The organism is Polyangiaceae bacterium (genome assembly GCA_016715885.1).
In the GTDB taxonomy this organism is placed as follows: Bacteria; Myxococcota_A; Polyangia; order Polyangiales; family Polyangiaceae; genus Polyangium.
Map to the genome: position 1 here is coordinate 80,745 of JADJXL010000025.1, position 14,555 is coordinate 95,299.

Sequence of the window (14,555 nt, forward strand, 5' to 3'; positions counted from 1 at the left end):
CCCATGCCTCGAATCGCCGTCATTGGAGCTGGATCCTGGGGACGCCACCTCGTGCGCAATTTCGCCGCCGAGGGCGCGCTCGCCTGCGTTTGCGACAATCATCCCGACCGGCTCGACGAAGTCCGCGCCCAATATCCTCACGTGCAAACGACGCCCCATGTGGAGCGACTTCTCACAGACTCGTCCATCGACGCCGTCGTCATCGCAACGCCTGCGGAAACGCACGGCAAGCTTGCGCGCCGCGCGCTCGAAGCAGGCAAAGACGTGTTCGTGGAAAAACCTCTTTGTTTGTCGCTCTCGGAAGCGCAATCGCTCGTGGAATTGGCGACGTCGAAAGATCGCTTGTTGATGGTTGGACATCTCTTGTGGTATCACCCGGCAATTTTGGCGCTCGATGAATTGGTGACGGGTGGAAAACTCGGCCGGATTCAATACGTCTATTCAAATCGATTGAATTTGGGTCGCGTGCGCCGAGAAGAAAATATATTATGGTCGTTCGCTCCGCACGACATCTCCGTCATCCTGGGCCTCGTGAAGGAAATGCCGACCGAAATCGTAGCTCGAGGTGCATCTTATCTACAAAAACAAATCGCCGACGTGACGGTGAGCATGTTGTCGTTTGCGAGCGGAGTTCGAGCTCATATTTTCGTATCGTGGCTGCATCCCTTCAAAGAACAAAAGCTCGTGGTCGTCGGGGATCGTCAAATGGCCGTATTCGACGACATGGAAGCGCACGACAAGCTCGTCTTGTATCCCCACACCATCGATTTTCAGCAGGACACGCCGCTCACGATCAAAGCCGCAGCAATACGCGTACCCGTTGCGCAGCTCGAACCCTTGCGCGCCGAATGCCAGCATTTCATCGATTGCGTGAAAAACCGAAAAACGCCGCGCACCGATGGTCGCGAAGCCATTCGCGTGCTCACCGTGCTTCAGCGTTGCGAAGAGAGCCTACGCGGGGCGGGATCGATCTAAGGACACGTCTCCAGCGACGGTACGCTGTTCGGGGACGTCGATCCGGTCGGCGTCGAGCGCCATTGCCGGTAATATTGGCAAGCGTATTTGCGGTCCCCTTGCCTCTCGGCACAAACCGCAATGTTGTACAAAATCGCGTCACGCGGCTCCAAGTTGTATGCGTCCTCGAAATGCTTCCGCGCCTTTACGTAGTCCCCTTGCGCAAATGCCGTCGCCCCTTCATGGAAAGCACGTTTGGCCCGATCGATGTTCGCATCGGGGCAACCATCGTCGTCCGCGAAGCCATTGATCGTTTCCGGAACGTTGGGACACCTGTCGTCCTTATCGGCCACGCCGTCACCATCGTTGTCCGGCTCCGGGCACCCGTCACCGTCCTCGAAATCGTCGCGGTCCTCGGGCACGCTCGGACACTTGTCGACGTCCTCCAAAATGCCATCGCCATCGCTATCGAGATCGCGGTCGAAAATCCTGGCGACGAGGCCCGGCCCATCGTCGTCCTCGTCGTGAACGCTCGCGCCCGCTCGTTCATGGCTGGCGGTTTGTCTCGCCGATACATCCACGATCGGCCCGCGCGCCGGCGCCCCCGATCCGCAGCCGAACGCAACCATCGATGCCGTCGCGACAAGCCAAACGCCCGCGGAGAATCGGTTCTTGCAGCGCATCACCGGTCGAAACGGTCCCACAGCGCCGCTTCCTTGTCGAGCGCGTTCGTGCATGCCTACGCAACACCCAGCCCACCTCCACCTTTGGCATGTTCGATCCGAGCCGCTGGTGTTATCGTGTCGCCCGGACACGCCTCCATCGTCCGAAGTCGCTCACGTTCGAAGGATCGGTTTTGCGATGAAAAACAAGCTAAAGGCATTGCTTTCACATCGGCACATGCCCCTCTTCGCAACGCTCGCCGCCATCGTCCTGCTCCTCCCGACGCTCGGCTCGGGCCTCATGATGGACGACCACGTCCACAAGGCGATGTTCACGTCACCGTCGTTGCGCCACCCTGGAGGTCCACGCGGCGATTGGGACATTTTCCGTTTCCTCGATGACGACCCGGCCGCGCTGAAACACGTCATGGACCGAGGCATGTGGCCCTGGTGGACCGTCCCCGGCTTTCGCCTCGCGTTTTTCCGCCCCTTGGCATCGCTTTGGCATTCGCTCGACTACCGCATTTTCCCCGACGCACATTGGTTTCTGCATGCCGAAAGTATTTTGATATTTGCCGTCACTGCGTTTTTCGCCGCCCTCTTTTATCGACGCCTCATGGGAGCCACCGTGTGCGCGGGCCTCGCGGCCTTCATGTTCGCCGTCGATGATGCGCATTCCATGGTCATTGTGTGGATTGCCAATCGCCATTCGATCATCGCCGCTGCATTCGGCATCGCCGCGCTCGTGGCCCACGACAAAGCCAGGCGGGATCAATGGAAGCCCGGCATGGTGCTCGGCCCTCTTGCGCTCGCACTCTCCCTACTTGCCGGCGAAAATGGCACCAGCACCCTCGCGTATCTCTTCTCCTATGCCCTCATCCTCGATCGCGCACCCATTCGTTCCCGCATCCTATCGCTCGCCCCGTACGCCGGCGTATCAATGATATGGGCCGCCATTTACAAGCTCGGAGGGTATGGGGCCGCGGGCGGCGCCTTTTACATCGATCCGCTGCGCCAAATGGGCGACTATCTCCAAGCCGTCGTGCAGCGCCTTCCCGTGCTGCTCGCGGGGCAACTTGCAGCACCTCCGGCCGATGCATGGATGATGTTTCCCCCAGGCGAAACCGCAAAGCTCGTGGGCATTTGTGCGGGCATTCTCGTGATCGTCGCAGCAGGGCTCTTCGTCGTATTACGAGGCAACCGGACGGCGGCGTTTTTTGCGCTCGGCATGACGCTCTCCGTATTGCCCGCATGCGCCACCTGGCCCGGAGATCGCAACCTGATCTTTGCAGGTCTCGGCGGATTCGGCCTCGTCGCGCAGCTCCTCTCCGCATCGCGCGAACATCTCGCAAAGCCCGCGCGAATGCTCGGAGGATTGGTCGCGGGCATTTTCATTTTTCTGCACCTCGTCGTCGCTCCCCTTCTCCTGCCTCTCCGCGCGTATACCATGGGCGCCATGCTCCACGGTTACACCGACCGCGCCATCGCAAGTTTCCCCGGCGATGCCGAATTGAAGGGCAAATCGGTCGTCGTCGTGTACGCCCCCGATAGCGTCATTTCGAATACCGTCATTGCGTCGCGCATGAACGAAAAGCGACCTCTTCCGGAAACGTTCCGAGTGCTCATGCCGGCCGTGGAAGGCTCGATCACCGTTCGTCGCGTCGACGATCACACGTTGTCGATGATCATGTCAGCGGGGCATTTGCACGAGCCGACGAGCATTCTCTTTCGCGATCCCAAGCGATATCCCGTGCACGTCGGTGATCGCTTCGTCGTGACCGGAATGGTCGCAGAGATCGTTATGATGATGCCGGATGGGCAATTGCCCGAGCGAATCGATTTTCGCTTCGACAAGCCGCTCGATGATCCATCGTTCACGTGGGTCTTCTGGGACAAGCGGCAGTATTCGCTGCTGAGCTTGCCGCGCGTCGGCGAAGAACGTGTGCTCCCCGTCGTGCCTTATGGCAAGGCGCTTGGGGGGTGATGGGTCGAGGCGTGTAGCATTTTTGCTCGACGGGGTGCACATTTCTCTTGCCATTCGCCCCCTGGTCAGGCGATCCTTGCTCCCATGGCCGATCCTTATATCGATCAATACGAAACCATCGCCTACGGCAAGTTCGCCGTCGGCCAAATCCTCGCGCTCGTCGTGGGGCTCGATTCGGACGCCGATTCATTCATCAAGACCGCTGCTGCGCGTCTGCTCTCGGATACCGAAGCGATGTGGACCGCGCTGTCCAAAGTCGGGTCACTCGAAGTCGTCACCTACACGGCCCAAGAAAGCGCCGCCGTGCTCGCAAACAGCCGGCAGACCTTGCGCCGCCTCGTCGCATACGCTGAATCTCGCGTCAATGGCGATGCCATCGTGCGCGACATTCTCAATGGCGAGACGCTCAGCGTCACCCTTCGCCGGCGCCCCGTGAAGCTCGCGGCCGCCTTGGAACATGCGCTCGCGGCCATCAAAAAGCACGCGGCCAGCTTGCCCGAACACGCGCAGTGGACGCAAGACGTCACCGCCGCCCACAATGCCCTCGCGGACCTCAATGGCAGCGTTCGTCAAGCGCGCACCGACAGGCGCAGCATGACGCCCGAAGTCGAAGTCGCGCGAAATACGTGGATGCGCCGTTATGCGGCGACGAAACTCATCATTCGCGGCATCCTGGAACCGCTCGGCAAAGCCGACATGATGCCGGAAATCTTCGACGATTTGGCCGAAGTGCATCGCGCCCAAGGCGTTCGCGACGAAGAAGCGCCCGAAGCGCCGCCGGCTTGATTGCCGTTACTTTCGCGTCGCTCGTTTTTTGGCCGTCACCTTTTTTGCCGCTTTGCGAATGGCTTGTCCCGCCTTGCGCAGCACGCTCGACTTTTTCGAGGGCGCCTTGGCCAACTCCACCTTCACCTGCTTGCCGTCGAATGCAATGACCATCGCATGCACTTGCTCGACGCCCGCAGCGCGCAGCTCCGCGGCGTAATCGCTTTTGCGGAATTGGTCGTGCCCTTCCTTCAGCGCTTGTTTCAGCGTTTTTTTGGCCCGCGCCGCTTTCAATTCCAGCACGACACCCGGTTTCCCAGGACTCCGCGGCTTGATCATCACATCCGGACGCCCTTCGCCCGATTCCCGATTCGATCGCACTTCATACCCCGGCTCGAGGCTCGCGAGCAGGCCGATCATCAAGCCTTGATAAAACCGTTCTGGATCTCTGGCGTCGACGTCATGAAACGACACGCAATAGAGCGCAAATGCTCCGAGCTGTGCCTCGAATTCAGTCACATTGCCCGCGAGAAGCGCATCGAGCAACTTTTCGATGGCGCCACCTTGGGCGCGCATCCCTTCGTCCATCCACGATTGAAATGTCGTGCGATAGACGTAGCTAACCTCGGTGTTCGGAATTGACAGACGAAACACTGGCCATGTTTGACCGGGACCACGAGGCTGCCTGACCGCTTTCAAATAGCCGGTGAACACGAGGATGTTCCAGAGCGCCCGCGAGCTCCTTTTCAGCTCGACAAACACGATGTTTTCATCGAGCTCCCTGTCGATGCTCCCCCTTTCGAGGAGCGTTCGAATGTCCTTTTCGACGACGAATGCATGAAGCCGGAGCAACTCCTTCACGAGCGTATTGGCGCTCGTGTTGATCCAATACGGCATCAATTCTTTGATTTCATTCGCCAGGTACGTGAGGATCGACCACGGGTTGTAAATAGCCTCCCCGCCGAAGTCGTAACCATTGTAATAGCCTCGCAAAGCGTCCATCGTGTGCGAAATGCCGGCCCTTTGCACGAGGTCCTCGACTTCGCTCTCCGTAAAGCCGAAACACGTATTGAATTCTTTCGCGAGCAACGTGTACACACCGACATTGTTGAGCTCGGAGAAGATGCTCTCCCTCGAAACGCGCAGAATCCCCGTCATGACCGCTCGTTCGAGGTGCGGGTTGTCCTTCAATCCAGCCAAATAAAAAGCCCCGAAAAAATCGACCGCTTCGGTGTAAAAGCCATTCGTATACCCTGCAACGATCCCAGCGTCGTATTCGTCGATGAGGACGATTGGAGCTTTGCCGTGCACCTGGTGCAGAAAACGCGTCAGGTTCTTGAGCGACCGGCGGTAAAGCCCGATGTCGGCACTGCCATCGACGATGGCCCTGAATTCAGCTTCGGCCCACGGTTCGAGGCGACCTTCGAGCGAAGCCGCATGGTGCACGTACATGTCCCGAATCAAGCGCTTGGCTTCGCTCACGCATCCGTCGAAATGCAGAGCCTTGGTTTCCTTGAAGCTGATGTGAACGACAGGATATTGCCCAAAGTGCGCCCGGTACTTTTCCCCCGCGCGGGCAACATGGAGTCCTTCGAAGAGGTGCCAGAGGTCTTCGTTGTTTTTTTCGAAAAACCATCGAAGTAAGGAAATGTTCAGGGACTTGCCGAATCTGCGCGGGCGAGGAACCAGGATGACCTTGATGCCCCTTCGGTCAATCAGCTCCGTGATGAAGTGCGTCTTGTCGACGTACTCGAAGCCACCTTCACGCAGTGCGCGGAAATCATCGATACCGAGGGAGATTTGCATGTCCATGATGCTCGCTCGCGTGACGTTGTGCGGAGCGCAGCATGGCCGAGCCTCCCCAAGGTGCCAACCCCCTTTCGTCAACCTGCTCAGCGCCTCCTCGACCGCCAGTCGTCCCTCCGCAGCGTTGCAAAGTGCATCTGGGTCGCCAAGCTCACCTTCAGCAGCTTTGCAAAGTGCTCCTCGACCGCCAGCAGCCCTTCAGCAGCGTTGCGAAACGCACCTGGGTCACCAAGTTGACCTTCATCGTAATTGCAAAACCCTCCTCCCCCGCCAAGTTCACCTTCATCGGAATTGCAAAGCGCGCCTCGGTCGCCAAGTCCGTCTTCATCGTAATTGCAAAGCGCTCCTCGGCCGCCAAGCTCACCTTCGCAGTTCTGCGAAGTGCATCGGAGTCGTCAAGCTCACCTTCAGCAGCTCTGCGAAGCACGCCTCGGTCGCACAGATGCCTTTGAGCAGCCCGCTTGCCGCCGTCTCGTCTTGGCGCTGACCCTCGAGCAAGCTACAAACGGCAATCCATGAGCACCGAGGCGATGACCGAGGCCGCATTCGAACGAGTTGCCGACGACACGCTGCGAGACATCGAACGAGCGCTCAGCGATGTCGACTCCATCGAGGTGGACCTGCAAATGGGCGTGCTCACCATCGAATTCAGCGATGGCACTCGATACGTCGTGAACAGTCACCGCGCTGCCAAGCAGATTTGGATGGCCGCGGAACGTACCGCTTGGCACTTCGACCCGCGATCCGAAGGTCGCGAGTGGCGTGCGAACAAAGACGGCTCGGAATTGTGGTCGACGCTCGAAGCGACACTTTCGCGTAAACTCGGCACCACCGTCACGCTCGCTCGTCGCAACGCCTGAGCCGCGCGGCGAGTCGCGAAAGGACTCGGGATGCGCGTTTCGACTTGCTTGGTCTTGGCAGCTCTCGTCGGGCTCGTCGCATCGAGCGCACGCACGGCAGAGGGAGCTTGTCGCACGTCGACGTGCCGTGACGTTCCCATTTGCGACGGCGTAGAACAGCTCGACCCGAGTTGCATTCCGCTTGCGTGGAAGCGCCCGTGCGTGGGCGTGAGCTTGCAAGTGAACGGGTCGGAGCAGGTGCCGTTCGAGGTGGCCAATGCGCTCGTGACGAAGGCATTTCAAACGTGGGAAGAGCCTGCTTGCGACGAGCTTTCGGGGGGCAAACCGAACATCCACGTGGAGAACATGGGGCCGATCGAATGTGACCTCGTGCAATACAACTCGCGTGCGGCAAACGCGAACGTGGTCGTGTTTCGCGACTTGAACTGGCCGCACCCATCGGGTCCGCACAACATCGCGCTGACGACGGTCACGTACGATACGCGGACGGGTGAAATCTACGACGCGGACATGGAGCTGAACACGGCGGAGTTTGGCTTTTCGACATCCGACGGGGACGTGCAAACGGACTTGCTTTCGGTGCTGACGCACGAGGCGGGGCACTTTTTGGGGCTCACGCATTCGCTCGATTCGAGCGCGACGATGTGGGCGAATTACACGACGGGAAACCTCGGGCCGCGCACGCTGGCGGTCGATGACATCGCGGGGATTTGTTCGGTGTATCCGGCGGTGGATCCGCCGGTGGACAAGGCGACGTGCAACCCGATTCCGAGGCATGGGTTTTCGCCGGCGTGTTTGTCGAAGCAGACCGAGGGGGACTGTTCGGTGAGCGGTCCTTTGGGGACATCGCGCGACGGCGCGGGGGCGATGGTGATGGTGATGGTTGTGACTTGGCTACGTCTACGCAGACAAACCGGGGGACCGGCGCAGGGTCAATGAGCCCCGCGCGGGGTTGAAGAGGCTGTCTCATAACTCGAAACCCCGTCCTCAATGCACGCACGCGCGGGGTTGAAACCCCGCGCTACACATTCAAAAGTCCCTCACTACCGTTCGGGACTGACCTTATGGAATGTCGGATCGTCATCGAGAATCCTCGACGATTTCGACTAGATTGTAGGCCTCGCCATGCAGCCATGACGTTAGTCCGAGCGCGGCAGCGCGAGGACTTCTTGTCGTGTAGCGCGGGGTTTTAACCCCGCGCGGGGCTGGGGCGAGGGGCCGCAAGTCTGGAGAATCGGTTTCAAAAGCCCACGCGTACGCCAGCGCTCGTGAAGAGGCCCGCGATCGATGGGGCAATGTCGACGTCGATGGCGACACGCGGCGTCGGTCGGAAGCTCATGCCGACGATGGGTAGCGCGATCCATGGGTAAACGAGCGGCCGTACGCCTCCGGCAAACCAGGAAGGTTCGGTGTATCCGCCGTAGTGATCGGCATCTTTGTCGAGCTGATTGCAGTAGCGGTAGGAGCCGCCAGGGTCGTTCGGACCGCGACAAGGCAAGTAGGTGTAGGGATCGCCGGGCACGAAAGACTGCGGATAAGCCTGCGTGCGGTAGAGGTCGCCGAAGGGCATGAAGCCGATGCCAACGCCGGCGCCGATGCGGAATCGCACGCGTTTTTTGGCATCGAGGGGGATGTTCCACCGCACGTCGAACGTGGCGTGTAGAGCGGAAAGATCGCTCTCGATGATCTCGTATTCGGTATCGGGTGTGCCGTTCGGTTTGAACGGCGTGGCCGATAAAAAGAACGCTGCGAAGTCGAGGGAAAAGGTGAGGTCGAGTTGTCCCGATGCGCGGGTGATGGAGATGCCGGTACCGGGCGCGACGAAGGATCGGCCGCCTTCGCCAAAGATGTTCGTGAGAAACTTGGGGATGACGTAGCCGCGATACGCAGCGCCGAAATACGTGCGGGGCTCGGTAGGTGCTGGGGCTTGGACACCTTTGGCAACATCGAGCTCGACTTTGATCACGCGGCGTTCTTTTTCGGCGAGCGTGATGGTCTCTTTGCGTGTCTTGCGATCCTTGGCGGAGATGGTGACGACGATATCGTCGTTCGGATCGAAAGCTCGCGGTTCGCTCGGTTTTTCCAGGGTTTCGTCGTTCACCTTGATGACGACATCGCGGTAGTCAGCGGGCACTTCGAAAGCGAGCGTGGGGATGCGAGCTTCGAGGTCCTTCAGCTTTTTGCGAACGCTCGCCAAGGCGGCTCTGTCGGCGCGCGAGTGGGATCGCTCGGGCGTTTCGACGGCGACGACGTCGTAGAGGACTTTGGCGTTGAGGAGAGCGCCGAGCTCGACGTAACAATCGGCGAGTCCGACGGCGGTTTCGGGCTTGTGGCGAGCGCCCTCGGCGGATTCGAGGAGCGGGAGAGCTTCGACGCAGTTGCCTTTGCGGGCGAGGGCCATGCCTTGTCGCGCATCGGATTCGGGTGATGCGGAAGCTTCGGATGACGTGGAAAATAGGCTCGCGGCGATGGCGAGGGCTGCCCATGTGCGGAGGCAGGAGCGAACGCTGCGTTCGATCGCGCTGGTGCCTTTGGGGCCAATTCCTAGAGCGTTGACAACGCCTTGGGGCATTCTCGAACCGTCGTGCGAGAAGCGGTGCTCGCGTTGCGGATGGTACGCGGCCTTGGTCGCGCGTGCGGATAAAGTTGCCGTTATTGGGCGGTGAGCGGGCATTGGTGGGCGCGGGTAGCGCTCGAAGACAAAACGCTCGCTCATTCGTTTTCAAGATTCGACCTTGTACGAGGACCGCTGTAACCTGGGCGCGATGGATTCTGGCGCAGGGAACAACGGCCCGAAGGGTCCCGGCAATCCCCCCACTCCGGCGGCTCCTGGCGTGCGCGCAGCGATGCCAAGCTCGGCGCGACGAACGTTGCGTGCAGGTGAGATACCGTCGGCAAAGATCGAGTGTGTTCACGCGGAGCAATGCGGGGGTTGTCCGCTGATAGGGATCGATCACGCGCAGCAACTCACGACGAAACGAGCTCGTGTCGTGAGCTCCATCGTGCACTACCCGGCGCTGGAGCTGCTCTACACGCGGCAGGTGATCCCGGCGGATCTCATCGTGGCGTACCGCGGTCGAGCGAAGCTGATCGTATCGCCGACGGGGGGCATTGGGCTGTACGGGCGGTCGGGCAATCACGAGGTGGTGGACATTCCGTCGTGCCGCGTGCTCGCACCGCCGCTGTCCGAAGTTACTGCAACGCTTCGTGCGCTGCTTGCGTCGCCGCCCGCGGGAACCGAAGCACTTTTGACGCCGTTCGATCCGCAGAAAGGCGGAGTGCTTCGGGCGATCGATCTGCGTGAAGTGCACATGCCGGCAGCGGTGGCGACGTCGTTTCCGGAGACGACGCCGGGGCCGCAAGGAAGCCGAGTAGGCGTGCTTTTGACGTTCGTGCTGCAGCGCGATCGCGCGTCGTCGCGCGACGCGTTGATGGCGGCCGGCAAGCTGGTGCGGCCGCTGTTGCCTCGCGTCATTGGCGTTGCGGCGAACCTGCACGAAGCCGATGCGCCGCAGATTTTGGGCCCCGAGACGATCGTGCTGGATGGGGCTGCTCACGCGGAGGATCGCATCGGACGCACGTATCACATGGCGTCGTACGGGTCGTTCGTCCAGGTACATCGAGGGCAAGCGGCGCGCGTGCATGCGCTCATCGCGCGTGAGATCGCGTCGCTCGACATGCAGCTCTTGCTCGACGAAACGGGGACGAAGCGACGGCAGCCTCGAGTGCTGGATCTGTACGGAGGTTCGGGCGCGATCTCGGTCGCGCTCGCGCAAGAGCAGAACATCGTGACGATGATCGAGTCGTTCGCGCCGGCGGTCGCGAACGCTCGAGCAGCCGCTGCGTCGCAAGGATTGGGGGAGCTCGATGCGCGCGTGGGTGATGCAGCGGAGCTCGTGACGCAGCTCGTTTCGAAGCACGAGAAGTTCGACACGGTGGTGATGAATCCGCCGCGTCGAGGTGTATCGCCGGCGGCGCGCGAAGCGATTGCGCGCATCGGCGCGCCGCTTTGCATCTACGTTTCATGCGATCCCGACACGCTCGCGCGGGACCTCGATCACTTCAGCCGCGTTGGATACACGTCGAGTGAATTGATTCCGCTCGACATGATTCCGCTGACGGAAGAGGTCGAGACGATTGCAGTGCTGAAGAAGGCGCCGCCGGTTGCGCCGCGTGTGATCTACGAGGACGACGACGTGATCGTCGTGGAGAAGGGGCCGCACGAGCCTGTGGAGAACCAGCCCGAATACGTGACGTCGCTGATGCAGCGGTGTTTGCGTTTGCCCGGCGTATCGAGCTTGAAAGTGGTGAACAAGCTCGACACGGGGACGAGCGGTCTGTGCATCTTCGCGCGTAACGAGGTTGCACGGCAGCTTTGGGCGACGGCGCTGGCGACGAGCGGACGGCTCATCTACTTGGTTGCGGCCAAAGGCGTGACGCCGACGAAGGGTGCGATTGCGCGCGACTTGCGAGAAGCGGGTCGAAGCTACATGGCGCGGACGCGTTATCGAAGGCTCGCGGTTGCATCGGGGCATTCGATTTTGCGTGTGATTCCGGATGGACATCGACCGCATCAGATACGGCGTCACTTGGCGGCGATTGGGCACCCGGTTCTTGGGGACGAACGTTACGGACACGTAGCGACGAATCGGTACTTCGAGGAAAAACACGGACTCGATCGATCATTCGTGCATCTCATTCGCATCGAGATCGCGCATCCGCGCACGGGTGCGAAGCTGCTCATCGAGTCGACGTTGCCGGGCGATCTGCGCGGCACGCTGGAGCGTTCCACCGGGTCGAACGTGCTGAAGTTCCTCGAGCAAAAGCACGCGCTTGGTGAGCAGCGGGCATCGTCGATGTTGCCGCCGGATCCATCGGGCGCGAGGACGTCGCAGCCGCGCCTGACCCCACTGAGTGATCCGCCTCCGTCGCATGCGCCCGACTCGCTGGTCGAGCCTACGTCACAAGGAACGCCGGATTCGCTTGCTCTGCCGCCTCCTTCGCGACCGTCCTATGCGCCGACGATTACCGAGCGTCCACCTGCGAGTGAGTCGGCGCTTTCACCGGTGCCGGATCTGGACGAAGCGCCGCAGACCAATCGTCACGCCATCGTGTCGGATGACGACTTCTAAGCGACGAGGTTTGCTCGTCTCGTGCATGCAGTCTCGATCGGCCTTTCGGCAAGATCTGGTAACGTGACCTGGTGCCTCCTGCCGTGACGGATGATTGCCCGCGCATTCTCGTCGTCGACGACGAGAAGGTGATCCGCGACATGCTTGCGGATTTTCTGAGCATGGAGGGGTACATGGTGCGCACGGCGGAAGACGGCGCCGCGGCGCTCGGGGAGCTCGCGCGGGGGTCTTACGACCTGGTCATCAGCGACCTGAAGATGCCGAAGATGGGCGGCATCACGTTGCTCGATGAGATTGGCAAGACGGCGCCGGATGCGCTGACGGTCATCATGACTGGGTTTGGCACGGTGGAAACTGCGATCGACGCGATGAAGCGTGGGGCATACGACTACGTGCTGAAGCCATTCAAGGTGGATGAAGTGATGCACGTGGTGCATCGGGGCATCGAGAAGCGGCGGATGGCGGCGGAGAACCTGCGGCTGCGGGAAGCGCTGAGCTTGTACAAGGTGAGCGAAGCGATTCAGGCGAGTTTGTCGCTCGATCAGGTGTTGGAGACGGTTGCGGACAGTTGTTTGTCCGAGGTGCAGAGCGATCTGGTGTCGACGTGGCTCGACAATGGCGAGGGAGGGTTCTTCGAGCGGCAGCACATCCGTTCGTCTACGATTCCCGAGGACACGAAGCTCGGAGCGCTCGACCACGAGAAGGTCATCGAGCATTTCCGCACGGAGCAGACGCTGCTCGAGCAATCCACGCGAGGTCTGCGGTTTTTCCACGCGCCCCCCGACATACCGTTGTCGTCGCTGATGGCGGTGCCGTTGCGTATTGGCCCGCGTTTCATGGGCTTCATCGCGCTGGTGTCGTTCACGAAGAGCCGGCGATTCGAGGAGGGGCAGCGCAAGCTGCTCAGCATCATCGCGTCACGGGCTGCGGCGGCGATCGAGAACGCGCGGCTCTACCAGGATCTGCAGGACACGTTTCAGCAGACGATCCAGGGATTGGCGAAGGCGATCGACAAGATGGATCGCTACACGTCGGGGCATTCGGATCGCGTTGCGCTCTATGCCGTGTACTTGGCCAAACAGCTAGGTTTGTCCCCGGAGCAGATCGAGATAGTCCGGCAAAGCGCGCTGATGCACGACATCGGCAAGATCGGCTGCGTGCTCAACTTGAACAAGCCGGGCAAACTCACGAACGACGAGTACGAGGTCTTCAAGAAGCATCCGATCTTCGGGCGCGACATCTTGGATCCGATCAAGTTCTTGCATCCGCTCATTCCGGGCGTGCACTTGCATCACGAGCGGTGGGATGGGCGCGGGTATCCGCTCAAGTTGAAGGGCAACGACATCCCGCTCATCGCGCGCATCATTTCGATTGCCGACACGTACGACGCGATGACGAGCGACCGGTCGTATCGGCGTGCGCTTCCGCATGAAGTGGCGCTGGCGGAGATCGAGCGATGTGCGGCGACGCAGTTCGATCCGGACCTTGCGGCAAACTTCACGGAGAACATCGAAAACTACCGTGACGAATGTCGCGCCTCTGGCGTCAAGGTGCCAGAGTAGCCCGCGTGGCGAGCCACCGAGATCCCATTCGCACCTGTTACATAGGCCGACAGCGATATGCGCCGGTGCACGAGCTTCAGCAGCGGCTCGTAGCGCTTCGAGCGGAAGGGCAAACGCCGGACTTGGTGCTGCTCGTCGAACACGAGCCGGTCGTGACGCTTGGTCGATCGGCCAAAGAGACAAACCTTTTGCTTGGGCAGGCGGCGTTTGGCGACATCGGCGTGGACGTCGTGCAAACGGCTCGAGGTGGAGACGTCACGTATCACGGGCCTGGGCAGCTTGTTTGTTATCCGATCGTCAACCTTGCACCGGATCGGTGTGACGTTCGGAAGTACGTCCGATCGCTTGCGGAAGTGATGATCCTGATGGCGCGCGAGTTTGGTGTGGAGGCTGGTGTCGTCGATGGATTGATTGGCGTGTGGGTCGACCGCGCCAAACCATCGGAGTGGGCTGGAGCTCCGTGGGCGGAGGACTTGGCGAAGGTGGGCGCGATAGGCGTGCGTTTGTCGCGTTGGGTGACGATGCACGGTTTTGCGCTGAACCTTTCGGTCAACCTTGCAGCGTTTCAGTGGATCATCCCGTGTGGGATTCGCGAGCATGGGGTGACGTCGATTCAGGACCTCGTGGGGCACGCGCCTTCAGTGCGAGATGCAGCGTTTGGAGCGCGTGATGCGCTTGCCAAGGGGCTCGACCTGCCCATCGGGGCAGTGGAAGACGTTTCGGATGCGCCGGATCTGCTGAGCGCGCTGGTTGGCGCGGAGAAAGCGGCACTTGCGCGCACGATGGAGCTGCCGACATAGGCCGTGGCACGATTGCGCAACCGTGTGCTA

General features: G+C 60.8%; 12 protein-coding genes. 8 read left to right on the top strand and 4 right to left on the bottom strand.

Annotated elements, in window-relative coordinates:
- The first annotated feature begins 3 nt into the window (after positions 1-3).
- Positions 4-975 carry a Gfo/Idh/MocA family oxidoreductase gene (locus tag IPM54_35425; protein MBK9265058.1) on the top strand — a complete coding sequence of 324 codons (972 nt, stop codon included), beginning with the start codon at positions 4-6 and terminating at the stop codon, positions 973-975.
- On the opposite strand, the gene IPM54_35430 is transcribed toward IPM54_35425, so the two are convergent.
- A complete protein-coding gene (locus tag IPM54_35430; protein MBK9265059.1) occupies positions 972-1,637 on the bottom strand; it encodes a hypothetical protein in 666 nt (221 codons plus the stop codon). The two genes, IPM54_35425 and IPM54_35430, sit on opposite strands and share 4 nt — an antisense overlap.
- Positions 1,638-1,815: 178 nt before the next feature.
- Here IPM54_35430 and IPM54_35435 point away from each other — a divergent pair, with 178 nt between their 5' ends.
- Complete coding sequence (locus IPM54_35435; protein ID MBK9265060.1) at positions 1,816-3,600, top strand: hypothetical protein; 1,785 nt, start codon at positions 1,816-1,818, stop codon at positions 3,598-3,600.
- Positions 3,601-3,684: 84 nt separating this feature from the next.
- Positions 3,685-4,386, top strand: a complete 702-nt coding sequence (locus IPM54_35440; protein ID MBK9265061.1) for a hypothetical protein — start codon at positions 3,685-3,687, stop codon at positions 4,384-4,386.
- A gap of 6 nt (positions 4,387-4,392) precedes the next feature.
- Here IPM54_35440 and IPM54_35445 read toward each other — a convergent pair whose 3' ends face one another.
- Together IPM54_35445 and IPM54_35450 are read right to left on the bottom strand one after the other, a co-directional pair.
- The gene (locus IPM54_35445; GenBank protein ID MBK9265062.1) at positions 4,393-6,177 is read right to left on the bottom strand and encodes an AAA family ATPase; all 1,785 of its coding nucleotides are present in this window, start codon (positions 6,175-6,177) and stop codon (positions 4,393-4,395) included.
- A 151-nt stretch (positions 6,178-6,328) separates the two neighbouring features.
- On the bottom strand, positions 6,329-6,598 hold the full coding sequence (locus IPM54_35450) for a hypothetical protein (protein ID MBK9265063.1): 270 nt from the start codon (positions 6,596-6,598) through the stop codon (positions 6,329-6,331).
- Between the two features lie 88 nt (positions 6,599-6,686).
- Here IPM54_35450 and cyaY point away from each other — a divergent pair, with 88 nt between their 5' ends.
- Both cyaY and IPM54_35460 read left to right on the top strand, forming a co-directional pair.
- Positions 6,687-7,031 carry an iron donor protein CyaY gene (gene cyaY, locus IPM54_35455; protein ID MBK9265064.1) on the top strand — a complete coding sequence of 115 codons (345 nt, stop codon included), beginning with the start codon at positions 6,687-6,689 and terminating at the stop codon, positions 7,029-7,031.
- Positions 7,032-7,061: 30 nt separating this feature from the next.
- Positions 7,062-7,970 (top strand): matrixin family metalloprotease, encoded by a 909-nt coding sequence (locus IPM54_35460; protein ID MBK9265065.1) that lies wholly within the window; start codon positions 7,062-7,064, stop codon positions 7,968-7,970.
- A 301-nt stretch (positions 7,971-8,271) separates the two neighbouring features.
- Here IPM54_35460 and IPM54_35465 read toward each other — a convergent pair whose 3' ends face one another.
- Positions 8,272-9,603 carry a hypothetical protein gene (locus tag IPM54_35465; GenBank protein ID MBK9265066.1) on the bottom strand — a complete coding sequence of 444 codons (1,332 nt, stop codon included), beginning with the start codon at positions 9,601-9,603 and terminating at the stop codon, positions 8,272-8,274.
- Positions 9,604-9,796: 193 nt separating this feature from the next.
- On the opposite strand from IPM54_35465, the gene IPM54_35470 reads away from it, so the two are divergent.
- The 3 genes from IPM54_35470 (at position 9,797) to lipB (ending at position 14,525) form a co-directional block, all read left to right on the top strand.
- On the top strand, positions 9,797-12,163 hold the full coding sequence (locus IPM54_35470) for a methyltransferase (protein MBK9265067.1): 2,367 nt from the start codon (positions 9,797-9,799) through the stop codon (positions 12,161-12,163).
- Between the two features lie 140 nt (positions 12,164-12,303).
- Positions 12,304-13,725, top strand: a complete 1,422-nt coding sequence (locus IPM54_35475; GenBank protein ID MBK9265068.1) for a response regulator — start codon at positions 12,304-12,306, stop codon at positions 13,723-13,725.
- Positions 13,692-14,525, top strand: a complete 834-nt coding sequence (gene lipB, locus IPM54_35480) for a lipoyl(octanoyl) transferase LipB (protein MBK9265069.1) — start codon at positions 13,692-13,694, stop codon at positions 14,523-14,525. Before IPM54_35475 ends, lipB begins: the two co-directional genes overlap by 34 nt.
- Positions 14,526-14,555 lie beyond the last annotated feature (30 nt).